Origin of the sequence: Streptomyces telluris (genome assembly GCF_024519335.1) — a bacterium.
GTDB classification, from domain to species: domain Bacteria; phylum Actinomycetota; class Actinomycetes; order Streptomycetales; family Streptomycetaceae; genus Streptomyces; species Streptomyces telluris.
Genome location: NZ_JANIID010000033.1, coordinates 69,121 through 92,127, shown reverse-complemented (window position 1 = coordinate 92,127; position 23,007 = coordinate 69,121). Strand labels below are relative to the sequence as shown.

Sequence of the window (23,007 nt, the reverse complement as noted above, 5' to 3'; positions counted from 1 at the left end):
GAGCGGGGCCGTCGGCGCTACGAGGACATGCCGCCGTGGACCTCGGAGACCTGCCAGCGCTCGGCCTTGGCCGATGCCACGCGGGTCAGCTTGACCCGGTAGGTCTCCTCCAGTTCGGCGCCGCCGGTCAGCCAGGTGATGGTCGCGGTGCCGATCCGGTCGGTACCGCTGCCCTCGTCGACCGACCAGTTGCGGAGGCCACCGAGGTTCACGCCGGGCGGGAGGGGGGCGACGGAGGCCCCCGGCGCCGCTACGGATTCGGCCTCACCGGTCGCGTACTTGGTGAAGAACTCCTCGGCGACGCCGCGCGTCTTCTCGCTGAAGTCCAGGTCCGTGGACTTGGTGTTCAGGGCGGGCGCGGACGTGCCGCCGGTCGGCACGCCGACCATGCCGGGCTGGCCCGACACGACGATGCGGCCGGAGGCGTGGACGACGGGGATGTCCAGGCCGACCCAGCGGGGGCCGGTCGCGGAGCGGGGGTCGTGGTTCTTCCCGTCGCCCTTGTCGTCCTTCTTGGGGTCGTCCTTCTTGTCCTTGGACTTGTCGTCTTTGGGCTTGTCGCCCGGCTTGGGCGACCCGTCCGTCCCGGGTGTCTTGACCAGCACGTCGACGCGGACGCGGGCCCTCTTGTCCTTCTCCTCGGTGACGGTTCCCGGCTGGGCCGCGAGGACTTCCTGGTGTCCCTTCTGGTTCCAGCCGGCGGCGGTGTCGATGCCCTTGACCATGTCCCGGGCCAGGGCCTCGGCGCGCGCCTTGGGGTCGTCCTCGTCCCAGCTCAGGTACGACCGCGCGAAACGGGCGGCGACGGCCTGGGCCTCCTGCACCGGGTAGGTGGGACCGCTGCTGACCTGGACGGGGGCCTTGGGCGGTGCGGGCGCCCAGAACCACGAGCGGATGCCCGTGATCGCGGCCAGGCCGACGACGGCCCAGAGCGCGCCGCGGCCGACCTTGACCAGGAACTTGGTGCCGCTGTTCTCGTCCTCGAGCTGCCAGGGCAAGTCACGGCCCTTGGCGGCGTCAGCACCTGCGCCCGCACCGGCACCGGCACCTGTTGCGGTGGCCGGGGCGGGCTGCGGGGACGGGGTCTGGCCCTGGAGCCGGGCCGCCGCGTCGGTCCACTGCTGGAGTCCGGCGGGGGCCTGGGGCGCGGGGGAAGGCTGCCCGGCGGGCGGGGGGCCTGGCAGAGAGGCTTCGCCCTTCTTGCCCTTGCCCTTGGCCTCGACCTTGGCCGCGTCGCTCCGCGGCTCCGGCAGATTCAGAATCCGCCGCATGACCGTCTTGAACGTGCTCAACCCTGGTGACCCTTCCCCCGTGCTAGGCCTGAGTGGCTGGACAGTACTTGGCCCATTTCTGATCGTCAAACAGCTTGATTTGAACAGAAGCTGTTGGGATCTGAACAACTACGGAACAGCGACCGCACCCCGAATTCCTGACATTGCGGGCGGTTCGGGGTGAGAGGTCATCTACTACGTGGCCCACCTCACCTGACTACGGGACCACGGCTCTGCGAGTGGGCCGGTACCGGGTCGATTCGGGGTGCCGTCGTCTTTTGCCGGGGTTCTTCCGCAGGGGGCTTTGTAGCCAACCTGTTGCGCAGGCCCTGGGTTTCTCCCAGCCCGGGTCCGTCGAGACCGAGGAGCGCCTGCTCGGCCTGGGCCTTGGCCGCGGCTTTGGCCTGGGCCTTGACGGCGTTCTCGGCGAGCTTCTCCGCTTCCTTCTGCCGGATCAGCTCCACGTGCTCCCGCGGTACATCGGGGTCGAGCTTGGCCCAGATCTTCTGCTCCCCGATCCGCTCCTGGCCGGGCGGGACCTTGACGTTCTTGTACCGCTCGTTCTGCAGATGATTGGCGGCGTCCAGGTAGGACTTCGCCAGCCTCTTGTCACCCGCCGCGAGCTCGTTGATCTCATTGCCGCGGGAGATCTCGTAGAGCTCGTGATTCTCCATCTTGGCTTTGAAGCTGTCCGGAGTGTGGAACTGCAGCTCGAACTTCTCTTCCGACTCCGTGTGCTGCCAGGTGGTATTCACACCCTTGTACACCGGGTCCTGCCAGGTGTTCTTCTCGGCAGTGGGCTCGTAGCCGGACTCGCGGAGCCGTTCGTACGTCTGCTCCACGCCTTCGGTGTAGGAATCCGGCTCGAAGGTCAGGGTGTACCGATTGAGGTCGTTGACCTTGCGCGCGGTCTTCTCGACCGGAATATCGTGCTCTTCGAGCGCGGTCGCGGCCTTGCGCCGGAACGAATCCACGTCCTTGAGCGAATACTCCAGACCCTGCAGCTCGCCGCCGTGCGACTGCGCCGTTTCCTGCTGGACGTCCTTCATCATGGCGTCCATGCGGTCCCGGGCGGCGGCAGCCCGCTCCCAGCGCTCGGTGACGACACGATTCTGTTCCGGGCTGAGCGAGTAGCCCTCGCCCTCCCAGGCCCCCGTTTGCCCGCTCACAGCTCGGTGGCCCCCGTCACTCCGTGAATCTCCTGCAGCAGTTCCTCGGCCCGCTCCGCGCTCACGGCCTCCAGATAGGGAGGGTTGGAGGTACGCGGGTCACGGGATTCGGCGACCGCGCCCGTGGGACCCCAGATCCCCTTCGAGCCGCGGTACGACTCGTCCAGCTCCTGCTCCGGGCTGCTCCGGCGCCGGACGACCGTGGTGGCCGGCTCGCCCTCGCGATGGTCCTCTTCGTCGACGTAGAGCGCCCAGTAGCGCACCCAGCCCTGCCGGTCGGCCTCCAGCGCGGCGGCGCGTTCCACCGTCACGGCTTCGAGCTCGTCGACCGGCGGGTGGTTCCTGACGGTGCTCTCCGCGAGGTTGTGCCACTGCCAATCCAGCAGCGACAGGTACTCCCACTCCTCGCCGGCGCGGCGCCACAGCCCGTCCGGGCGGTCCGCGGTGTACCCCTCGGGCACCTCGGCGAAGTATTCGTACTGCTCACTCATCACTTGCTTCCCTTCGCAGGAATCTCGCTGTACCGCCGCTGCTGGACGACCTTCGCCGCGTCCTCGTGGGACTCGGCCGTGTTCTCCGCCTCCTCGCCCAGGGGGCGGAGCCGGCTCGAGCGGTACAGATCGTAGAGAAGGTGGTTCTCCGTCTTCACCCGGAAACTGTCGGGCGTGTGGAAGGCGATCTCGAACTTCACCGTTCCGTCGGGCTGTTGCCACGCCGCGCGGAATCCCTTGTGGACGGGATCCTCCCAGGTGTTCTGCTCCGAGCCGGGGACGATGACGTAGCCGCGCTCGTGGAGCAGGGCGTACGTGTGGCGGACGCCTTCGGTGTACGACTTCACGTCGAAGACCAAGGTGTAGCGGTTGAGGTCCTGGACCTTGCGGACGACCGATTCCAGGGGGACGCGGTCCTCCAGTTCCATGGCGGCTTTGCGGCGGAAGGCCTTGAGGCCTTTCAGACGGTGCAGTCTGCCTTCGAGTTTCGCGCCGTGGGAGTCCGCCAGGGCCTGCTGGACGCCTTCCATCACCGCGTCCAGGGCCTTGTGGGCCGCCCTCGCCGCTTCCCAGCGTTCCGTCACCGCGCCGTTCTGTTCCGCCGTGAGTTCCAGGCGGCGGCCCGGCTCCGAGGCGTCGTCCTTCCAGGCCGTGGCGGTCTTGTTCGTCGTCACAGCTCCGTCGCCCCCTTCGCGCCGTGGAGTTCCGTCAGCAGTCGCTCGGCCTTCGCCGCGTCGATCTCCACCAGGTGCGGCGGGTTCGAGGGGCGGGCGTCGAAGAAGTCGTGGACGGTCTGGGTCGGGCCCCACTCGTTCCAGGTCTTGTACGCCTCGTCGTAGATGCGCTCCGGGCTGCGCCGACGGCGCACCACCGACACCGGCGGCTCCCCGGCCCGCCAGGCCGGCTCGTCCGCGTACCGCGCCCAGTAGCGGACCCAGCCCTGCCGGTCCGCCTGCAGCTCGCCGGCGCGGTCGGCCGTCACCCTGTGGCGCGCGGCCTCCGGCGGCGGGTCCTGGACAACGGTCTCGGCCGCCTTGTGCCACTGCCAGTCCAGCAGCGACAGGTATTCCCAGTCGCCCCCGCCCCCGCTCCCGCTCCCGCTCCCGGCCGCGCACCGCCACAGGCTCGACGGGCGTTCCGCCGGATGGTCCGGGCCGGTCTTCACGTAGTAGGCGTACTTCTCGTTCTCGCGGCGCCTGCGCTCCGCCTCCGCCTCCGTCATGCGCTTCCGCAGCGCCGCACCGTCCGTCGGCCGGCCCGGGCGGTCCTGGGAGTGGTCGTCCTCGCACTCGCTGAACATGTAGTGCTGCCGGATCCGCTCGATCGTCGGCCACAGCCACATCTGGTGCCAGTACGCGAGGTCGCTGCCCTCGCGCGACGGGTCGGCGTCCGCCTCCGTCGCGGCGCGCCAAGACGCGTGCAGGGCGGCCAGTTCCTCCGTGACGCCGCCATGCAGCGGCCAGCACGGCCAGATGCGCAGGTGCAGCTGCGGCGCGTAGTGCCGGCCGAGCCAGTCCAGCCAGTCGGAGAGGCGGCGCCAGTCGTCCTCCGTGGCGCGCAGTGACCAGGGCAGGTGGTCGTCGCCGGGGGCGGCCGACGGCGAGGGCGCGGCTGCCGTCGCCGCCTCCACCGCGTGGAGGCGGTCGATGACCTCCCCCACGACCTCCGTGACCTCCGCCTGGTTCGCCTTGGTCCCCGTCGCGAAGTTCTTGACCGCCGCCTCGAACTGGGTGCGCCACTCCCGGAGGGTCTCCACCTCCTCGCGGAGGGCCTTCAGTTCTTCCCGCAGCTGCTCTTCCACGTCTTCCCGCTCCTCCTACGCGCGCGTTACGCGCCCGTGCCCGTTACGCGCCCGTGCCCGTTACGCGCCCGTGCCCGCGCTCTCCAGCGGCGGCGGCCCGATCCGCGAAGCCCTCGTCGCGTGCTCGCCCGCCCGCAGCGCCGCTCCGTCGCGGCGCTGGTCCCACGGCAGCAGCTCGGCGATGACGCCCGGCGCGCCGCGGAAGAGCAGGAGCGCCCGGCCGTGCGGCAGCTGGCGGATCTCCTCGGGGCGCAGGATGCGGCGTTCGCGCTCGATCTCGTTGGTGCCGTAGCCGAAGAGGCGCTGGGTGTCGCGCGACTTCGAGAGTTCGACGAGCTCGGCCTCGCCGACGAGCTCGGAGAAGCGGCGCAGCGCCTCGACGTCCTTCAGGCCGCCCATGACGAGGGTGGCCGCGGCGTTGTCGAGGAGCGTGTCGGCCTCGTGCTGGCCCCACCGGAGCACGGCCTGGGCCAGGGACTGCAGGGCGTAGACGATGTGGATGCCGTAGCCGCGGGCGTCGGAGGCCAGCGACGGCAGCTTCGGCAGCGGGGCGACGTTGGCGACCTCGTCCAGGACGAGGCGCAGGAACGGGTCCAGCCGGCCCGAGGGCAGCCGCGGCGCCCGGCGCTTGGCCGCGTCGACGACCTCGCCCAGCAGCATCGTCGTCAGCGGCGAGACGTTCGTCGAGGCGTTGGAGTCGCTGATGAGGACCAGGGTGTCGCGGGAGGCGACGAACGCGTCCGGGTCGAAGGTCGGCACGCCCGGCTGCGGGGTGACGCAGCGCAGCACCTTGCGCAGGGCGAGCGGTTCGATCTGGGCGGCCAGGGTCTGCCGGGTCGAGGCGACGGTCTCGTCGGCGCCGGTCGACACGGAGCGCAGGAGGACGTCCCAGCCGGGTTCGGCGTTGGGGTGGTCGGTGAGGATGGCCCGCGGCTCGCTGGCCTTCTCCAGGTTGGTGGCCCAGCGCATGACGTGCTCGATGGTCTTGCCTTCGAGGGCCGCGGCGTGGAGGAGCCTCGTCAGCGCGGACGACGCCGTCTGCTGGAAGAAGCTGCCGTTGCTGGAGGAGCTGTCGTCCGCGCCCATGCCGACGGAGAAGGACAGGGCGCGCGACGTGGCGGTCTCGCCCTCCTGGCACCCGGCCACCGGGTCCCAGACCATCTTGTGCGGCCAGCCTACGGTGTCGAGCGGGTCGAAGACCCACACCCGGCCCATGCGCGAGCGCGGTTCGGCGATGACGTCGAGGACGTCGGCGCGTGTGGAGGTGACGACGAGCGGCCCCGGCGCGTCCAGGCACGCGGGGATGACGACGTTGCGGGACTTGCCGCCGCCGGAGGGGGCGATGACCGCGACCGAGTCCTCCGGCGTGGCCACCAGCGGCTGCCCGGTGCGGACCTGCGTGCCGAGCATCCACCCGACCTCGCTCAGCTCCGCACGCGCCGCGGCCTTGGGGTCGAACTTGCCGTCCTTGCCGGTGAACGACGTCGCGCGCGTCATCTTGGCGGCCTTGCGGGCGCGCTTCTCGCCGAGCATGTCGCGGGCCTCGGTCGCGGAGGCGAGACCCTCGCCGCCCGCGCCCCGGACACGGCGCTCCCGGGCCCGTACGGCCAGCATGACGAGCGCGATCGGGCCGAGGAGGAAGCCCAGCCAGACCGGGACGGTGACATTGGCCGACGCCGGCACGATGCCGTCGCCCAGGCCGGTCAGCGGCTTGTGCTCCGCGAGGGCACCCGCCGTGGCCAGGACGTTCGACAGGGCCATGTTCTCGGCCGTGGCCCAGACGGCCAGGTGCCAGCTGACGACGACGGCGAAGACCAACGCCGATGCCTTGACGAGGGCGATCTCACCCTTGGGTCCGCCGCTCTCGTACTTGCGTCCCACTTTGCGCGCCGCTGCCACGCCGTGGACCCCCGTCCCTTGCTTGATGTGATCTCTTCAGATCGCTGCGACGTTAACACCTCCGTGCGACAGGTCAGGAGTTCGAGGCGGCGGGCGGGGGACTACGCAGCGAAGGTGTTACGCAAGGAGGGTGCGAGGACGGCCCCGGGACCGCCGGGGACGCCGTTCGGTGAGGTCGAGAACTCCGGCCGGTGAGGTCGAGGACGCCGTTCGGTGAGGTCGAGGACGCCGGCCGGTTACGCGGAAGCGCGGTGCGCGCGCCAGACCGGGCTGTCCACGTAGTGGTTGTCGTAGCGCTCGGCCGACTCCTTGATCTCCTCGACGCTCGCCTCGCCCCGGGCCACGCGGTCCAGCAGGCGGTAGTAGTCGAAGCGGCCCATGCCCGGCGTGAAGACGACCAGGGCGTCGGCGGAGCGGCCGGCCGCCGGGGCGAAGGCGTGGGGCATGCCGGGCGGCACGGCGAGGAAGTCGTTCTTCTCCAGCGTCACGACGGTCTCCCCCGTCAGCACGTCCAGCGCGCCGTCGAGGACGAAGAAGAACTCGGTGGCGCGGGTGTGGAAGTGGGACGGGGCGCCGGCCGTGCCCTCGGCGAGCGTGGCGCGGTTGCTGGTGAACGCACCGCCGGTGGTGTCCGAGTCCGCGAAGAGGGTGATCAGGGAGCCCGGGGCGTCGCTGAGGACGGTGGCGTCGGCGGCGCGGACGAGGACCGGGGCGGTGGCGGGGCTCTGGGACTCGGGCATGGAGGGCTCCTCTGAAGTGCGGTGACGCGGTGCGCCGTTCGTTCTGAAGATCAATCTACGGGGTCGAGTGTCCGGGTCTGTGGTGCACTTTGCGCACGGAATCGTGGGCCACTTGGGCGGGCCGACGGCCTCCGCTTCCGCCTGGGGCCGACCCCTCGCGTCCGCCCGCGCGGGCCCGTAACCCCTGCTCGCGACCGGGCCGCCAATTCGCCGCGACCACCGGCACTTTATGGAACCGCGCCGTCACCTGACGGAGTGAGAAAACCTCGCTTCACCTGCCAACCAGTTTTGCCGAAAATTGTTCACGGACGTGCCATGAACTCCCGGGTATGGAGGTTTCGATGGAAGGAAAAGTCGCTCTCGTCACCGGGGCGGCAGGCGGAATAGGAGAATCGGTCGTCCGGACGCTGGCAGAGAAGGGAGTCGCCGTAGCGGCGGTCGACAAGGACGAGGTCCGGCTGCGGGCCTGCGTCGAGAAACTCACCGCGGACGGCCTGCTGGTGGAGGCATTCCCCGGGGACGTCACCTCCAGCCCGGAAGTGGAGGCGGTCGTCGACGCGGTCGAGCGCCGCCTCGGACCGCTGGACTACCTGGTCAACGCCGCCGGCGTGCTCCGGCTCTCCGAAGCGCGCCGGCTGACGGACGAGGACTGGAAGTTCACCTTCGCCGTCAACACCAGCGGCGTCTTCTTCGTCTCCCGTGCCGTCGTCAACCGCATGGTTCCGCGCGGCCGGGGAGCGGTGGTGACGGTCGCCTCGAATGCGGCCGGTACGGCGCGGGTGGAGATGGCGGCCTATTCGGCGTCCAAGGCCGCGGCCACGATGTTCACCAAGTGCATGGGACTGGAGGTCGCCAAACACGGTATCCGCTGCAATCTGGTGGCGCCCGGCTCGACCGAGACGCCCATGCTGAGTGATATGTGGAAGGACGGGGACGCGGCGCGCAAGGCATCGATCGAAGGCGTCGCGAGTTCGTACCGGGTGGGAATTCCGCTGCGGAAACTGGCCCGCCCGGAGAATGTGGCCCAGGCCGTCGTGTTCCTGCTGTCCGACGCGGCGTCCCACATCACGATGCACGACCTGACGGTGGACGGGGGTGCGGCGCTGGGTGTCTGAACGGCACGCCCTCGAACATTCGAGCGCCGTGCGGGCGGTCCGCCCGCACGGCGCTCGACTCGTACGTACGGCTCCTACGTGCCCGGGCGCCACGCACATGGCCAGGCCACACGCACATGGCCAGGCGACACGCACATGCCCGGGCGACATGTACGTGCCCAGGCGACATGTACGCGCCCGGACGGCACGCACGCGCCCGGACGGCATATACCTGGCCGGACGGCACCTACGTGCCCGGACGGCATATACGTGGCCGGCAACGCGATTCTGCCGCGACGGCCGATCGCCGTCGCGGCGGAATCGCAGTCGCGGCAGAAGGAACGGGAAGCCGGACCCCGGCCCTAGACGCCGCCGACGCCGGCGGCCCCGCTCGCACTCCGGGCAGCCTCCACCAAAGCCTCCGGCGCCGCCGCGCTCCGGACGGTTTCCGGGCCCGCGGATGCGGAACCGCCCCCGCTCCGCGCCCCCCGCCGCGACCGCAGCAGCACGGCCGACACCACGGCCGAGGCCGCGAACGCCGCCGCCGCGATCAGCAGCGCGAAGGCGTACCCGGAGCTGGTCGCCGAGCCGACGCCCTCCCCCGCGTCGCGCAGGCCGCTCGCGTGGGCCGTGGCCAGGGAGACGAGAACGGCCAGGCCGACCGTGGGGCCGACCTCCATCGCCGTGTTGACTACGCCGCCCGCGAGCCCGGCGCGCTCGTCCTCGACGTCCTCCAGGGCGACGACGGTCGACCCGGAGAAGACGCACGCGATGCCCACGGGGAAGACGATGAGGCCGGCGAGCAGCGTGCCCGCGTAGGCACTGTCCGCGCCCAGCTGCCCGATCAGCACCAGCCCGGCGGCCGCGACGAGCAGCCCGCCCACCGTGACCGCACGGCCCCCGAAACGCCCGATCAGCCGCCCGGCCAGCATCCCGGTGACGACCTGCGCCGCGCTGAAGGGCAGGAATGCCGCGGACGTCAGCAGCGGGGAGGCGTTGCGCACCTCCTGGAAGTACAGGGACAGCAGGAAGAAGATCGTCGACATTCCGGCCGAGCCGATGAAGACGGCCCACAGGGCCGTGGCCCGGTGCCGCCGCCCCAGGAACCCCAGGGGCACCAGCGGGTGCGACACCCGCAGCTCGACCGCCACGAACGCGGCGAGCAGCAGCGCCCCGGCCGCGATCGGCCCCCAGACCACGCCCGCGCCCCACGGCCGCTCGCCCGCCTCCACGAGCCCGTAGCTCATGACGGTCAGCCCGGCCGTGACGAGCACGGCGCCCGGTACGTCCAGCGGCACGCGCACCGGATCGGGCCCCGCGGGCAGCACCCGCCGCGCCGCGACCACGGCCAGCAGCGACACCGCCACGGGCACCACGAACGACCACCGCCACGACACCCACGTCGAGACCGTCCCGGACAGCAGCATGCCCGCCGTCGCCCCGAAGCCGGCCAGCCCGCCCCACACCGCGAGCGCCCGTGCGTGCCGGCCCTCGTCGGGGTAGAGGGAGCGGACGAGGGACATCGCGGCGGGTGCCGCGAGCGCCGCCCCGACGCCCTGCAGGAAGCGGCCGCCGAGGAGGAAGGCGAAGCCGGGCCCGAGCCCGGCGGCCGCCGAGGCCAGCCCGAAGACGGCGGCCCCGGCGACCAGCGCCCGGCGCCGCCCCATGAGGTCTCCCAGCCGCCCGCCCAGCATCAGCAGGCCGCTGAACGACAGCCCGTACGCGGCGCTGACCAGCGTCAGCTGCGCACCGGACAACCCGAGGTCGTGCTGGATCGCCGGCAGCGCCGGCGACAGCATCGTGATGGCCAGGATCAGAACGACCTGCACGGCGCCCAGCAGGGCGAAACCGCGTCCGGTGCGCGCGACCGCGCCCGGAGCCGGTGCGTAACCGGAGGACATGACTTCCCTCTTTCCGTGCTCTCTCTACGGCTTCTGCGCTTCTGCGCTTCTACGACTTCGGCGGCTTCGGCGGCTTCGGCGGCTTCGGCGCTTCTACGACTTGCCCTGGATGTCGGATCGTTCGCCCGTACGGGAGGAGGCCCTCACCCCTGTCCCGGCAGCCTCACCGACTGCTCGTGCCGGAACACGTCCCTCGGGTCCCACCGCGCCTTGACCGCCTGCAGCCTGCGGTAGTTCCCCTTGAAATACAGCTCGTGCCACGGCACTCCGGAACCGTTCCACCGCGCCGTGTTCAGGTCGGCGTCCGCGTAGTTGACGAAGCAGCCGTCCGTCACGTCCCCCGGTCTGGGCACGCCCCCGGACGCCGCGTAGACGTCCTGGTAGAACTCGCGGATCCAGGTCAGGTGCCGTTCGTCGTCCGCGGCGTGCTGCCAGAAGGTGATGTAGTGCAGCTTCATGACGGAGTCCCGCTGCGGCACGGCCGTCTCCGCCGGTCCGACCGCGTTCACCCGGCCCCCGTAGGCGCTGATCATGACTACGGACATGGGCCCGGTGAAGTCGTCGCGGGTCAGGTGCCGGTGGAACGCCTTGAGCTGGTCCTCCGGGAACCCCTTCCGCATGTACGCGGACTTGGCCTTGAACCGGGTCGTGGTGTCGGGCGCGGTGAAGCCCGGCCAGGACGTGGTGGCGTGCAGCCAGGAGATCGTCCGCCGGTCGTCCACCCGGTACCGGACGCCCACGTCCTGCGACACGGCGGCCAGGAAGGCGTCCAGCAGCCCGGACGCGTTCGGCACGGACGCGTCGATCTGCGTCGTCATGGAGAACGACCCGGCGGACTTGTGCGTCGGCTTCAGCTGGCTGAACAGGCTCGCGTACGGCGAGCCGGGCGCGCTGTTGCGCTCGCACCACCGGCCGTAGTTCCGCAGGATCGTGGTGAACGCCGCCTCGGTCATCCCCTCCCACGGCCAGGTGACCGTGGAGACGTGCACCTCGGACGGCGGCTGCGGCAGCAGCCCGGCCGGATCCGCCCCGCCGGCCCCCGGCGCCCGCATCAGGTACCGCGTGACCACTCCGAGCGCGCCTCCGCCCGCGCCCGTGTGCGCCCACAGCAGCTCACGGTTGGGGTCGTTCTCCTCCCGCGTGGCGACCACCTTCCGGGCGGTGCCGTTCGCGTCGACGACGACGGCCTCGATCCCGTACAGGTGGTCCACGACGAGGCCGTGCAGCCGGGACAGCGCGCCGTAGCCGCCGCCCACGATGTGCCCTCCCGCACCCACCGAGGGGCAGGTGCCGCCGGGCACGGTCACTCCCCAGCCCCGGTACAGGGCGCGGTAGGCGTCCCCCAGGCGGGCGCCGGGCTCGATGAAGAAGGCGCGCCGGCCGGCGTCGTACCCGACGCGGTCCATCGAGCCCATGTCGATGACGAGCCGCACATCGTCCGTGGTCACGAAGTTCTCGTAGCAGTGGCCTCCGCTGCGCACGGCGGGCTTCCGGCCGGTGTCGACGGCCTCCTGGACGGCCGCGAGCACGTGGTCGGCCGACCCGACGAGGCGTACGGCGTCGGGCGTGCCGACCCAGCGGCGGTTGGCGCCCCAGACCAGGTCCGCGTAGCGCCGGTCGGACGGCCGGACGGTCAGCGGCCCGAAGGCGGCCATCTCGGCGGCCGGGCCGGTGCCGGGGCCGGGGCCCGGGCCGGTCCCCTCGGCCAGGGCCGTCGCCGCCGGGCCGCCCAGCGCCGCCGCCGCACCCACGGCGGCGGCACCGGCGACGACCCGGCGGCGGGAGTACGCCCTGGTGCCGTGCTCACGCATCGCCGGCCCCTTGCAGGGCGGTGGCGTTGCGCCGCAGCACCGCCGTCATGGCGTCGAGGGTCGCGGCGAAGTCGGCGTCGAGTTCGTGGAGGTAGGAGTTCTCGCGCAGCACGGCCGAGGACGGGGCCTCGGTCAGGGTGATGCTGAGGGTGAGAGTGAGGTCGCCGTCCTCGTCCTCGCCCACCTGGTTGGTGATCACCGCGAGATCGGAGGAGTCCGTGTGCCGGAAGGTGATGCGCCCGGCGGCCTCGTCCGGCGTGACGCGCTGGACGAGCAGCCGCGAGCCGCGCCGGGCCTCGCGCAGGAACCCGTCCTCGTAGCGCTCCAGGACCCGGCACTCGGTGATGGCGGGCACGTAGCCGACGGGGTTCTCCGCCTTGTGCAGCAGGACGCGCCACAGCTTCTCGCGCGTGGTGCACGGGGTTCCGGTGACATCGCCGGTGTCCGAGGCACCTGCGCCGTCCACGGGGGCGGCGGTGTCTGCAGTGCCTGCAGTGCCTGCAGTGCCTGCAGTGTCTGCGGTGTCTGCGGTGTCTGCGGTGTCGACCTTGCGGGTCCAAGAAAGCGTAATCATGCGTTCTCCTGCGGGCGGCGGGGAGGCGGACAGCGGGGAAGAGGCAAGGAACTCGGCGAAACGCCGGTCAGGGACGTCGGCCGTCACACGGATCAATGGAAGTCTTCGCCGCATTCCGGAGCCCGGTCAAAGCCCTTACCGCTACTGCGTCAGGTGCCGCGGACCGCCCCCGACCGCACCCTTTCCACCTGACGAAGTGCGCCACGCGCATATTCGCCCGGCGCCCGACTCCCCTGATGCTGGAGGCAGTTGACACGACCCCACCGGCATCCGACCCGGCATCCGGCCCGGCAGTCGCAGAAACAGGAGAGACGCGATGTCCAAGCGATTCACAGGCAAAGTCGTCCTGGTCACCGGGGGCGGCGAGGGCATCGGCCGCGCCGCCGCCTTTGCGTTCGCACGTGAGGGCGCGGAGGTCGTGGTCGCCGGCCGGCACCCGGAAATGCTGCACGACACCGTTGAGGAGATCAAGGCACTGGGCGGCAGCGCCAGTTGCGGAATTGCCGACGTGACCCACCACGGCGAGGACGGCGGGGCGTCCGACGCGGAGGCGATCGTGGCCGCTGTCGTCGAACGGCACGGCCGGCTGGACGTCGCCTTCAACAATGTCACCGAACTCGGCCCGAACCAGCCGGTGGCGGAGATCTGCGAAAGCGTCTGGGGCGAAACCCTGGCCGCCAATCTCACCGGCGTGTGGCTGTCCATGAAGCACGAGATCGCGCACATGGAGCGCAACGGCGGCGGCGTGATCGTGAATACGGCCAGCAACATCGGCAGCCAGGGCATGCTGCCCGGTCTGGGCGCCTACGCCGCGTCCAAGGCCGCGGTGAGCACCCTCACCCAGACCGCCGCCCGCGAATACATCGGCAAGGGCATCCGGATCAACGCGATCAGCCCGTGCCCGCTGGGCCGCGGCGCCAAGGTCGAGGAGATCGCCGACACCGTGCTGTGGCTCGCCTCAGACGAGGCGTCCTACGTCGTCGGCCACGACCTGGTCCTGGACCGCAAGACCGCCGTCTGAGCGCCGTCCGGTCACAGCCTGACCGCCGTCTGACCACAGCCCGGCAGCCGTCCGACGGCTCCGAGAGCCCCCGCGTCACCGAGAGGACTGCGAGAGACGACATGGCCAACATCCTTATCGCCGGGGGCGGCATCGGCGGTCTCGCGGCCGCCGTGTCCGTGGCCCGCCAGGGTCACCGGGCGACCGTGCTGGAGCGCAGCGACGTCTTCGGCGAGGTCGGCGCCGGCATCCAGCTCGGCCCCAACGCCTTCCACGCCCTCGACCGCCTCGGTGTGGGCGCCGGGGTCCGCGCGCGGGCGGTGCTCATCGACGAGCTGCAGTTCATGGACGGCACGACGGGCGAGCGCATCACCCGCATGCCGCTCACCGGCGCCTACCGGGAGCGCTTCGGCAACCCGTACGCAGTCGTACACCGCGGCGACCTCTACCAGGCGCTGCTCGACGCCTGCCGCGCCCACCCCGCCGTCACCCTCCTCGGCGGCCACTACGTGGTGCGCTACGAACAGGACGCGACGGGCGTCACCGCGGTCACGTGCACCGGGCGCTCCTTCCGCGGCGACGTGCTGATCGGCGCCGACGGGATCCGCTCGGCCGTGCGCCGCCAGCTCGTCGGCGACGGCGAGCCGCGGGTGTCGGGCCACACCATCTACCGCTCGGTGATCCCCATGGAGCAGGTGCCGCAGGAGCTGCGCTGGAACAGCGTGACGCTGTGGGCCGGGCCGAAGTGGCACTTCGTGCACTACCCCATCGCGGGCGGCAAGTGCCTCAACCTGGCGGCCACCCGGGACGACGCGGCCACCGACCCGGTGGCGGGGCTGCCGGTGCCGGCCGAGGACGTGATCGCCGAGTTCCCCGAGCTGGGCCACGCGGCGCGGCGGCTGCTGGAGCTCGGCCAGGGCTGGCGGGCGTGGGTGCTGTGCGACCGCGACCCGGTGCCGGACTGGACGGACGGCCGGGTGACGCTCCTGGGCGACGCCGCGCACCCCATGCTGCAGTACGCCGCGCAGGGCGCGTGCATGGCACTGGAGGACGCGGTGCTCCTCGGCGAGCTGCTGCAGGGCGCGGAGCCGGGCGAGGCCTCCCTGGGGCGGCGGCTGGAGAAGTACAACGCGGCGCGCTGCGAGCGGACCTCGCGCACGCAGCTGGTGGCCCGGGAGATGGGCAGGCAGCTGTACCACCCGGCGGGGGACGCGGCCCGCGCGCGCAACCGGATGCTCTGCTCCCTCACCGCGGACGAGATGTACGACAAGGTCGACTGGCTGCACGCGGGCGTGCGCTGACCGCGCGGGCCGGACAGACGCACGGACGGACGCGCGCCACGGACGCGCATGAGGGACACACGCGACGGACGCCCCCGGAGAACCGGGGGCGTCCGTTGCGTGGGGGACTGCTGTCCGGGCGTGCCGGATCAGTGGCCGTGGTGCCCGTTGTCGTGGTGCCCGTTGTCGTGGTGACCGTAGCCGTGGTGGTCGTCGTCGTGGTGACCGTAGCCGTGACCGCCGTAGCCGTGGTGGTCGTGACGGTCGTGGTCGTGACGGTCCCAGTCGTCGTGACGACCCTCGTGACGGTGGTGACCGCCGTGGTGGCGCTCGCTGTTCCAGGAGCCGTTGCCCGAGATGATCGGGATCTCGTCCAGGAGGTGCGACAGCGGGTCGTCCCCGTCGCTGATCGTGGAGTTCTCCGTGCAGGACTGCTGCTGCTGCGAGGAGAGGATCGGGATGTCCTGGAGGCCGACGTTGATCAGGGCGAGCAGCGACTGGGCGCCGAGCTTGCCAATGCCGATGCACGGCTTGTTCAGCGAACCGTTGATCAGGCCCATCTGCGGGCTCATGTAGCCGCCCGTCCAGGTGTTTCCGTACATCTGGCCCGCACCGTTGGCGTTCGCAACGTCCTGGCCGTTGCCGATGGCCATCGCGGGGGTCGCCGACACGCCGGCCGCGGAAGCCACGAGGGCGGTCGTGGCCACTACTTTCTTGATCACGCTTGGTTCCTCGTTCTGGCTCGACGAATTGCGGGAGCTCTCTGCCTAACTGGGGAATTTCCGTGAGGTTATTACCGGGCCCGCCCCTTCACCCCATCGGCCCAGTGAGCTGCGCTCCCGCCGGAGAATGCAGGAAAGGGAAAGCCCCCTGCAGCGGGGCCCGCACACCCGCCGCAGGGGACTGACGCACCGGTGGTTCAGTGACCGCCGTGGCCGAAGCCGCCGTGACCGAAGCCGTTGTGGCCGAAGCCGCCGTGACCGCCGTGACCACCGTGGCCGCCGTGGCCACCGTCGCTCTTGTTGCCGGAACCGTTGCCCGAGATGATCGGGATCTCCGACAGGATGTGCGACAGCGGGTCGTCCCCGTCGCTGATCGTGGAGTTGTCGGTGCACTGCTGCTGCTGCTGCGACGTAAGGATCGGGATGTCCTGGACGCCGATGTTGAGGAGCGCCAGCACGGACTGGATACCGAGCTTGCCGATGCCCAGGCAGGGCTTGTTCAGCGTGCCCTGGATCAGGCTCATCTGCGGGCTTTCCTTGCCGCCGGTGTGCGTGTTGCCGTAACCGGTCTTCGCGGCGTTGCCGTTGGCGACGTCCTGGTCGTTCCCGATAGCCATCGCGGGGCCGGAGATGGTGCCGACCGCGGACACCGCGAGGGCGGTCGTGGCAATTACCTTCTTGAGCACGTCCTAAGCCTTTCGATCGTGTAGCGCCCCCACTGGGAAAGCGTTCTGAATAACTCCGGCCTTATACAGAGGTTCCGGGGTTTCACTCATTCGAGCCAGTGGGGTCGCCGCGCGCAGGAAAGCCGGAAGAATTACTTTCCGGCAAACGAAAAGGCGGCGTGCGGTCATACAGGTGGTACGGGCGCGAGCCCGTCAGAAGGCGGTGTCGAACGGGCGCACGGCCGCAACCCCGGCGCCAGGCTCCACCCCCGGCTCCGTCCGCGGGCCCGTTCTCGGGCCCGTTCTCAGGCTCGTTCTCGGGCCTGCCCCCGGCTCCGCCGCCGCCATCGCCTCGTACAGCACCTGCTCGCTCTGCACGCCCAGCAGGATCTGCCCGTCGCCGATCCTGAACACCGGTGGCGTCGGGACGCCGTGGCGGCGCAGCCGGTGCAACTGCCCGCGCAGCTCCTCGGCTTCCTCGGAGCCCTTCGCCAACGCGCCCGCGCCGCCCGGCCCGAGGTCCACCCCGCACTCCTCGGCGACCTCGCGCAGCGTCTCTTCGCCGGCGATGTGCAGGCCGTCGGTGAAGTGCGCACGGAACAGCCGTTCGACGACGGGCTCGGCCAGGCCCTGCTCCGCGGCGCGGCCGATGAGCAGGTGGGCGCGGAAGCTTCCGGTGGCGACCGCTCGGTCGTAGCGCAGCTCCAGCCCGTCGCGGGCGGCCTGCCAGGTGAAGATCTCGGCCTGTGTCGCGGCGTACGGGCCGAGCATGCGCTCCAGTACGGGCATCAGGGGCTGCGGGCTGTCGGAGGCGGCCGGGGCGATCTCGTAGGGGCGGAAGGTGATCGCGACGCCGGTGCCCCGGGCACGCATGCGGCCGGCCGCGCGGACCAGGCGGGTGTAGCCGATGTAGGAGTGGACGCAGATCACGTCCAGGACCATGTCCGCCTTCACCGTCACCGTTCGGATCCCCCCTCCGATGCCCGCCGACCCCACACTTGCCGGTCGGTTGGCTAGTCAGGGAGAACGTAAGACGCGCCTTCTGGGCCGTCAAGCACGTATGTCAAGGAATGGGTGGCGATGCACGCCTCACGGGGTGTCCGGCGAACGATGCTGACGCGGCCCATGTCGGCCGCCTCTATGGCCACTTGGCCACCACGCGACCATCCTGACCACGACAATGTACGTATTGCGTGCCGGTGGTGTCGCGGTCGGCCGCTGCGCCCTCCGCCGGGGGCTCTTTCTGCGGCATGATCTCCACTCCCCCTGGCGCGTGCGGAGGCGGACCGGCACGTCCACCTGCTTGCAGGCGCGGTCAGTTGGGATCGGCAGGAAGGAAGGCTGTCAGCTAACCGGGCGTCAAGCAGGTTCGGCTGGGGGGCGACAGGTTCACGACAACGGCAGGAGAGACCCATGGGCAGCACCCCTCAGGCGCGCAGGAGCGACACCCGGGAGCGCATCCAGAAAACGGCCCTGGACCTCTTCGTCTCGCGTGGTTACGAGAAGACGTCGCTACGGGAGATCGCCGAGGAGCTCGGCGTCACGAAGGCGGCGCTGTACTACCACTTCAAGACGAAGGAGGACATCCTCAGCGCGATCTCCCGGGACCTGGGCAGGCCGGTCGACGAACTCATCGCCTGGGCCGAGGAGCAGCCGGCCACGATGGAGACCAAGCGGGAGCTGCTGCGGCGCTACAGCGTGGCCCTGGGGGCGGCGATGCCGATCTACCACATCCTGCAGGAGAACCAGGCGACGCTGCGGGACCTGGCGATCGGCCAGGAGCTGCGCGACCGGGTCACCTCGATCTCGCGGCTGATGCACGCGGGCGACCTGGCGTTCGACTGCCACGCGCGCGTGGCGAGCGCAGTGATGACGGTCCACTTCGGCGCCTTCACCCCCGACGCCCTGAACGGCACCCCGGAACAACGCCGCGAGGCCCTCCTGGACGTGGCCCTGGAAACCCTGGCGGGGGTCCGCGCCCCAACGGCGGAGCCGGTGCCCACGGCCGGCGGCTGACGCCGCACCCCGGCGGTGCCGGGCAGACCCCGGCCGGCGCACCGGCGGTGCGGGCCGCACCTGCACAAACCCCCCGCCGCAACGGCGCGCAACCACGACGCCGCATCCCGGCGGTGCCCACCCGACCCCGCCCACGGCTCGCACGGCACCGCCGGACAACACCATCGTGGCGCACCACCGCTGCGGCGGAAGAGAAGCGCCGGGCCGGACCCACCGTCCAGACTGCACCCACGCAAACCCCCCGCCGCGGCGGCAGCAGACGCACGGGCACGCCGCCCGCGAGGGCAACCGCGGCGGGGCGCCCCGTGAGGGCGGCGGCGCCTAAGCCACCCCCACCGGCTCCAGCGCGGCAAGCGCCCTCGCTCCGCGCCCCGGGGCCATGTCCAAGCGGGCCAGGACCGCCGGGACGGCGACGGAGGGCATCAGGTGTTCGTAGAGGACGATCGCGCGCCGCTCCAGGTCCGCGCGGTCGGACAGCGACTGCGACAGCGCGTTGATCCCCCCGAACGCCCCGACGATCAGCTCGGCGACCTCCCACGGCACGACGTCCGGTAAGACCTCCCCCCGCTCCTTGCCCTCGACCAGGAGCCGGGTGTGCAGCTCGGTCCACCCGGTGAAGGGCCCGCTGCGGTGGAGCGCGGGCGAGCCGTGTTCCATCGTCAGCCGTACGCTCCCGCGCAGCACGGGGTCCACGAGCAGCTGGTGCGAGAAGACCATGCCGAGGTCGACGAGCCGCTGCATCCGGCAGCCCCCGGGCAGGTCCAGGAGCGCGGACGTCGCCTCGGCCTGGGCGTCGATGACGGCGTGCGCGAGGTCCTCCTTCGAGGGGAAGTGGAAGTACAGCGCCCCCTTGGTCACCTCCGCCCGCGCCAGGATCTCGTTGATCGTGGCGGCGTCGTAGCCCCGTTCGTCGAACACCACCGCGGCCGCTTCCAGGATGTTCTGTCGAGTCCTGATCGCACGGTCCTGCTTGGCCACGGCACGCCTCCGGGTCGATGGGGCCCGCGCACCGCTGCGCGCGGTGCGGGGCTGGGCATCCAGCGGCCGCAGCCGGTACCGGGAGCGCCCGCGGCGTCGAGCGTATGCAGCACACCGGCGTCAAGGGAGGAGAGCGAACAAGCCAACGTGCGCCTCCACCATGTGCCTCCCGTCCAGCGTGTATCTATGGACGCAGCGAGGGAGCCGAGCCGAGCCAGCGGAGGGAGCGCGCCGGCGATGAGCCTCACCGGAACCGCCTTTTTCGCCGTGCTGGCCGCGGCGACGGTCTGCACCGTGCTGGCCACCCTGCTGCTCTGGGCGCGCATCCCCGGCCCGGCCCCCGTCCGCTGGGCGGCGCGCGTGGCCCTGATCGGGCTCTGCCAGGCCACGGCCATCTGCGTCGTCGCCGCCTGGATCAACACCAGCTACGGCCTGTACGCCTCCTGGGACGACCTGCTGGGGCGCACCGGCGGCGGCCCCGTGGCGATGCCGGGCCCGCCGCCCGAGCGCGCCCGTTTCCTGCGGGGCGACGCGGGGATGCGGCAGACGTACGTCCGGGGGCCGCACTCGGCGCTGTCGGGCCAGGTGATGGTGTGGACACCTCCGCAGTACGACGACCCGCGCTTCCGCCGGTCCTCCTTTCCGGTGGTGATGCTGCTGCACGGCGTGCCCGGCTCGCCGCAGTCGTGGCTGGAGCAGGGCCACATGCCGGGGGACTACGCGAAGCTGCTCCGGTCGGGGGCGAGCCGCCCGTTCATCCTGGCCGTGCCGGTCATCGATCCCGGCGGGATGGACACGGACTGTTCCGACGTCCCCGGGCACAAGGTCGCCACCTGGCTCTCCCGGGACGTCCCGGATCTGATCCGGCATCACTTCCGTACGGCGAAGGACCCCCGTTCGTGGGGCCTGCTGGGCATCTCGACCGGCGGCTACTGCGCCGCGAAGCTGCCCCTGCAGTACCCGAAGGTCTTCGGGGCGGGCGCCGCCCTGGACCCCGATCCGCTCACGGGTGCGCAGGGCGCGCTGCCCGACCCCGGGCTGCGGGAGCGCAACAGCCCGACGTGGCTGGTGGCGCACACCGACCACGCGGGCGTGGGGCTGTTCCTGGCCACGTCGCGGCAGGACCGCGCGAGCCCGCCCTCGCTCATCGAGCAGTTCCGGCAGGCGGCGCTCGGCAGCGGCGTGCGGCTGCGGACGATGCTGGCTCCGTCGGGCGGGCACAATTACCACACGTGGATCTCCATGTACCCGGCCGCGTTCTCCTGGCTGAGCGAGGAGCTGGGCGGGCCGGAGCAACCGGCGCAGCCGGAGCAGGCCGACCGGACGACCGGGCGGACGGACGACCGTTCGACCGGACGGCCGACGGGCCCCGGCCGCTAGGTGTTCACGTCCCAGTTGTTCACGTCAGTTGTTCACGTCCTGCGGGAACGTCATCTGCTTGCCCATCCACTCCAGCGTCGGCCCGACCTCGCGCCGCCACGTCGTGAAGTTGTGGCTCCCCGACGGAAGGATGATCTTCGCGGCCGTCATCGGCTCCTTGACGGCCTTGAGGAACTTCTCCGTCTCCTTGAAGTTCTTCTCGCCTTCCTTGCTGCTGGTGACGAGCACCGAGACGCGCGGGGCCGGGAGGTTCTTCAGCCGCCAGATCAGGTCGTGCTCGCGCTTGTTCTTCTCGCCCGCCTCGCCGTCACCGAAGAGGTTCCCCGTGGTCAGATCATTCTTGATCTTGTAGTCGGCGGAGAGGGCGCCCGCCACCGGATACGTCCCGGGCTCGCGCATGGCCAGTTCCAGCGCGCACGTGCCGCCCGAGGAGTAGCCCATGACGCCCCACGCGCTGGCCGCGTGACCGACCCGGTAGGCGCTCTTCAGGGCCTCGGGCAGGTCCTTGGTGAAGTAGGTCTCCGCCTGCGGGCCGCCGGGGACGTCCACGCACTCGGTGTCGCGCGGCGGCGCGATCGTCGGCCGGACCATCACGATCACGGTCGGCTGCATGCGGCGCTCGGTGATCAGCTCGCTCGCCGTCTTCGGCACCCGCAGGAAGTGGGAGAGGTTCGTGATGCCGCCGGGGTAGCCGCTGATGGCGATGATCACGGGAAAGCGCTGCCGCTTGTACTGCTCCTGGAAGTACTGCGGCGGCAGGTAGACGAACGCCGGCTCCACGACGCCCGCGCGGCGGGCGACGAGCCGCACCGACTCCACCGCGCCGACCTTGTCCTTCGGCCCCTGCGGGAGGTCGGTCTTGTCGATCCCCTCCGTGCCGGTGTGCTTCACGAGCCCGCCCTTGCCGGCCTCGACCGGCGCGGCGTTCGGGCCGCCGCCGCTCTCGATGCCCTGGGTGACCTGCCCCGGCGCCCGGTCGTACTTGCCGATCAGTTCGCCCCACGAGCCGTAGAAGCTGTTTTCGGCGTTCACCGCGAGCAGCACCGAGGACATGATCGTCAGCTGCGTGACCAGGATCGCGCCGAGCCGTCCGAGCAGGGGCAGCACGCCGCGCCCGGAGAGCCGCGGCCAGAGCCAGAGGGTGAGGCCCACACACACCACGGCGACGAACACCACCGTGTACAAGAGCGACCTGCTGGTCAGGCCCATGCGTCTCTCAACCCCCTGCCCCTGTGGTGGGTACTCGTGTTCGGTAAAGCGATCCTCACCGATGAAGAGGCCGGAATGGGCGGACAGGGTTACCCTGGACCGATTTCTTACCCTGCTCTTGTCCCGCCCGTGGCCTGTCCGCCCCCTGCCGTTCCCGTCCCGGAAACCGTGCGCGTCGGCGGGTGGGTACGGGTTCCGCTGGGCAAGAAGGGCGCATGGGTGACGTCTTCCTTCGCAGGCTGAGCCGCTGGCAGGCCGACCAGTACCGCGACCAGCTCGCGGATCTGCACGTCACGGCGTACGCACGACCGCACGTCGGCCACGGAGGGCCGCACGGGGGGCCCGGGAGCGAGCCGCGCGTGGAGCCCTTCCACAGCCGCGACCGCTTCCGCGAACGGCTCGCCGAGCACTCCGCGCGACCGGGCTTCGACCTGGTCGTCGCGGACGCCGGCGGCCCGGTGGGCTGCGCGTACGGCTATCCGCTCGCGCGCGACAGCGCCCGGTGGCAGGGCTTCCTCGGCCCCGTCCCCGGCGAGCTGGAGGAGCTGACGGCCGCCGGGCGGGTCTTCGCGGTCGCCGAGCTCGTGGTCGCGCCCCGCCACCGCCGCCAGGGCATCGGCCGGCGGCTGCACGACCGGCTGCTGTCCGGCAGCGGCGCGGCGCTCGCGGCGCTGGTCATGGACCCCTCGGACGCGCACACCCCGGAGGCGGGGGCCGCCCGCCGCGCGTGGGGCTGGCAGCGGGCGGGGCAGGTCCGCCCGCCCGCGGCGGGGGACGTGGGGGACGCCCTGGAGGTCTTCGTCCGGCCGTTGCGCCGCTGACCCGGAGGTGCATGCTCCGAGTGGCGTGAAAACGACGTTCTTGACACCCGTTCCTGACGTGGAGTGAACTCCCGTGGCCCCAAGTGGGCGTAGGACCCGTCCCCCGTGCGTGGGGCGGCCGGGAGTGCCTCGCGAGGGTCTGAGCATGCGGGGAATAGGGGGGCGGCTAGCCTTACGTCACCGTC

The 23,007-nt window shown here is 71.3% G+C and carries 20 protein-coding genes and 1 pseudogene; 6 read left to right on the top strand and 15 right to left on the bottom strand.

Annotated features, from left to right (window positions below; translation table 11 throughout):
• Nucleotides 1–17: 17 nt before the first annotated feature.
• The 7 genes from NQU55_RS28955 to NQU55_RS28925 all read right to left on the bottom strand — a co-directional run bounded on the left by NQU55_RS28955 (nucleotide 18) and on the right by NQU55_RS28925 (nucleotide 7,371).
• The gene (locus tag NQU55_RS28955; protein ID WP_168091918.1) at nucleotides 18–1,292 is read right to left on the bottom strand and encodes a conjugal transfer protein; all 1,275 of its coding nucleotides are present in this window, start codon (nucleotides 1,290–1,292) and stop codon (nucleotides 18–20) included.
• Between the two features lie 188 nt (nucleotides 1,293–1,480).
• On the bottom strand, nucleotides 1,481–2,440 hold the full coding sequence (locus NQU55_RS28950; protein ID WP_168091917.1) for a hypothetical protein: 960 nt from the start codon (nucleotides 2,438–2,440) through the stop codon (nucleotides 1,481–1,483).
• A complete protein-coding gene (locus NQU55_RS28945; protein ID WP_168091916.1) occupies nucleotides 2,437–2,931 on the bottom strand; it encodes a hypothetical protein in 495 nt (164 codons plus the stop codon). Before NQU55_RS28945 ends, NQU55_RS28950 begins: the two co-directional genes overlap by 4 nt.
• Entirely contained in the window at nucleotides 2,931–3,605 is a 675-nt protein-coding gene (locus NQU55_RS28940; protein ID WP_168091915.1) for a hypothetical protein, read from the bottom strand. Before NQU55_RS28940 ends, NQU55_RS28945 begins: the two co-directional genes overlap by 1 nt.
• Nucleotides 3,602–4,732: a hypothetical protein gene (locus NQU55_RS28935; protein ID WP_168091914.1), complete on the bottom strand. Its 1,131-nt coding sequence runs from the start codon at nucleotides 4,730–4,732 to the stop codon at nucleotides 3,602–3,604. The genes NQU55_RS28940 and NQU55_RS28935 overlap by 4 nt, the downstream gene beginning before the upstream one ends.
• 60 nt (nucleotides 4,733–4,792) lie before the next feature.
• Complete coding sequence (locus tag NQU55_RS28930) at nucleotides 4,793–6,613, bottom strand: type IV secretory system conjugative DNA transfer family protein (RefSeq protein WP_168091913.1); 1,821 nt, start codon at nucleotides 6,611–6,613, stop codon at nucleotides 4,793–4,795.
• 254 nt (nucleotides 6,614–6,867) lie between these two features.
• Complete coding sequence (locus NQU55_RS28925; RefSeq protein WP_168091912.1) at nucleotides 6,868–7,371, bottom strand: cupin domain-containing protein; 504 nt, start codon at nucleotides 7,369–7,371, stop codon at nucleotides 6,868–6,870.
• Between the two features lie 341 nt (nucleotides 7,372–7,712).
• On the opposite strand from NQU55_RS28925, the gene NQU55_RS28920 reads away from it, so the two are divergent.
• The gene (locus tag NQU55_RS28920; protein ID WP_058047450.1) at nucleotides 7,713–8,486 is read left to right on the top strand and encodes a 2,3-dihydro-2,3-dihydroxybenzoate dehydrogenase; all 774 of its coding nucleotides are present in this window, start codon (nucleotides 7,713–7,715) and stop codon (nucleotides 8,484–8,486) included.
• Nucleotides 8,487–8,827: 341 nt separating this feature from the next.
• Here the strand turns inward: NQU55_RS28920 and NQU55_RS28915 are convergent, their stop codons facing one another.
• From NQU55_RS28915 to NQU55_RS28905, 3 genes are all read right to left on the bottom strand, one after another.
• Nucleotides 8,828–10,366 carry an MFS transporter gene (locus NQU55_RS28915; protein ID WP_168091911.1) on the bottom strand — a complete coding sequence of 513 codons (1,539 nt, stop codon included), beginning with the start codon at nucleotides 10,364–10,366 and terminating at the stop codon, nucleotides 8,828–8,830.
• Nucleotides 10,367–10,509: 143 nt separating this feature from the next.
• Entirely contained in the window at nucleotides 10,510–12,177 is a 1,668-nt protein-coding gene (locus NQU55_RS28910; protein WP_168091910.1) for an FAD-binding oxidoreductase, read from the bottom strand.
• Nucleotides 12,170–12,643, bottom strand: coding sequence for an AtaL-like protein (locus tag NQU55_RS28905; RefSeq protein ID WP_168091909.1), 474 nt, complete (start codon nucleotides 12,641–12,643; stop codon nucleotides 12,170–12,172). Before NQU55_RS28905 ends, NQU55_RS28910 begins: the two co-directional genes overlap by 8 nt.
• A 424-nt stretch (nucleotides 12,644–13,067) precedes the next feature.
• Between NQU55_RS28905 and NQU55_RS28900 the strand changes: the two genes are divergently transcribed.
• Together NQU55_RS28900 and NQU55_RS28895 are read left to right on the top strand one after the other, a co-directional pair.
• Nucleotides 13,068–13,772: an SDR family NAD(P)-dependent oxidoreductase gene (locus NQU55_RS28900; protein ID WP_058047447.1), complete on the top strand. Its 705-nt coding sequence runs from the start codon at nucleotides 13,068–13,070 to the stop codon at nucleotides 13,770–13,772.
• A gap of 101 nt (nucleotides 13,773–13,873) precedes the next feature.
• Nucleotides 13,874–15,052, top strand: coding sequence for a 3-hydroxybenzoate 6-monooxygenase (locus NQU55_RS28895; RefSeq protein ID WP_168091908.1), 1,179 nt, complete (start codon nucleotides 13,874–13,876; stop codon nucleotides 15,050–15,052).
• Nucleotides 15,053–15,180: 128 nt separating this feature from the next.
• On the opposite strand, the gene NQU55_RS28890 is transcribed toward NQU55_RS28895, so the two are convergent.
• The 3 genes and pseudogenes from NQU55_RS28890 to NQU55_RS28880 all read right to left on the bottom strand — a co-directional run bounded on the left by NQU55_RS28890 (nucleotide 15,181) and on the right by NQU55_RS28880 (nucleotide 17,378).
• Nucleotides 15,181–15,753 (bottom strand): rodlin, encoded by a 573-nt coding sequence (locus NQU55_RS28890; protein WP_372504836.1) that lies wholly within the window; start codon nucleotides 15,751–15,753, stop codon nucleotides 15,181–15,183.
• Between the two features lie 299 nt (nucleotides 15,754–16,052).
• Nucleotides 16,053–16,439, bottom strand: a pseudogene (locus NQU55_RS28885) (rodlin); the annotation flags it as partial.
• 192 nt (nucleotides 16,440–16,631) lie between these two features.
• A complete protein-coding gene (locus NQU55_RS28880; protein WP_168093596.1) occupies nucleotides 16,632–17,378 on the bottom strand; it encodes a DsbA family oxidoreductase in 747 nt (248 codons plus the stop codon).
• Between the two features lie 453 nt (nucleotides 17,379–17,831).
• On the opposite strand from NQU55_RS28880, the gene NQU55_RS28875 reads away from it, so the two are divergent.
• A complete protein-coding gene (locus NQU55_RS28875) occupies nucleotides 17,832–18,434 on the top strand; it encodes a TetR/AcrR family transcriptional regulator (protein ID WP_168093595.1) in 603 nt (200 codons plus the stop codon).
• Nucleotides 18,435–18,755: 321 nt separating this feature from the next.
• Here NQU55_RS28875 and NQU55_RS28870 read toward each other — a convergent pair whose 3' ends face one another.
• Nucleotides 18,756–19,412, bottom strand: coding sequence for a ScbR family autoregulator-binding transcription factor (locus NQU55_RS28870; RefSeq protein WP_058047443.1), 657 nt, complete (start codon nucleotides 19,410–19,412; stop codon nucleotides 18,756–18,758).
• Nucleotides 19,413–19,649: 237 nt separating this feature from the next.
• Between NQU55_RS28870 and NQU55_RS28865 the strand changes: the two genes are divergently transcribed.
• A complete protein-coding gene (locus tag NQU55_RS28865; RefSeq protein ID WP_168093594.1) occupies nucleotides 19,650–20,792 on the top strand; it encodes an alpha/beta hydrolase in 1,143 nt (380 codons plus the stop codon).
• Nucleotides 20,793–20,816: 24 nt separating this feature from the next.
• Here the strand turns inward: NQU55_RS28865 and NQU55_RS28860 are convergent, their stop codons facing one another.
• Entirely contained in the window at nucleotides 20,817–22,001 is a 1,185-nt protein-coding gene (locus NQU55_RS28860; protein WP_168093593.1) for an alpha/beta hydrolase, read from the bottom strand.
• 215 nt (nucleotides 22,002–22,216) lie between these two features.
• Between NQU55_RS28860 and NQU55_RS28855 the strand changes: the two genes are divergently transcribed.
• Nucleotides 22,217–22,822: a GNAT family N-acetyltransferase gene (locus NQU55_RS28855; RefSeq protein ID WP_168093592.1), complete on the top strand. Its 606-nt coding sequence runs from the start codon at nucleotides 22,217–22,219 to the stop codon at nucleotides 22,820–22,822.
• Nucleotides 22,823–23,007: the final 185 nt, after the last annotated feature.

Coding starts and splice junctions, on each gene's coding strand:
- NQU55_RS28945 (WP_168091916.1), bottom strand. CDS start 2,931: ATGAGTGAGCAGTACGAATACTTCGCCGAGGTGCCCGAGGGGTACACC.
- NQU55_RS28925 (WP_168091912.1), bottom strand. CDS start 7,371: ATGCCCGAGTCCCAGAGCCCCGCCACCGCCCCGGTCCTCGTCCGCGCC.
- NQU55_RS28920 (WP_058047450.1), top strand. CDS start 7,713: ATGGAAGGAAAAGTCGCTCTCGTCACCGGGGCGGCAGGCGGAATAGGA.
- NQU55_RS28915 (WP_168091911.1), bottom strand. CDS start 10,366: ATGTCCTCCGGTTACGCACCGGCTCCGGGCGCGGTCGCGCGCACCGGA.
- NQU55_RS28910 (WP_168091910.1), bottom strand. CDS start 12,177: ATGCGTGAGCACGGCACCAGGGCGTACTCCCGCCGCCGGGTCGTCGCC.
- NQU55_RS28900 (WP_058047447.1), top strand. CDS start 13,068: ATGTCCAAGCGATTCACAGGCAAAGTCGTCCTGGTCACCGGGGGCGGC.
- NQU55_RS28895 (WP_168091908.1), top strand. CDS start 13,874: ATGGCCAACATCCTTATCGCCGGGGGCGGCATCGGCGGTCTCGCGGCC.
- NQU55_RS28875 (WP_168093595.1), top strand. CDS start 17,832: ATGGGCAGCACCCCTCAGGCGCGCAGGAGCGACACCCGGGAGCGCATC.
- NQU55_RS28865 (WP_168093594.1), top strand. CDS start 19,650: ATGAGCCTCACCGGAACCGCCTTTTTCGCCGTGCTGGCCGCGGCGACG.
- NQU55_RS28860 (WP_168093593.1), bottom strand. CDS start 22,001: ATGGGCCTGACCAGCAGGTCGCTCTTGTACACGGTGGTGTTCGTCGCC.
- NQU55_RS28855 (WP_168093592.1), top strand. CDS start 22,217: ATGGGTGACGTCTTCCTTCGCAGGCTGAGCCGCTGGCAGGCCGACCAG.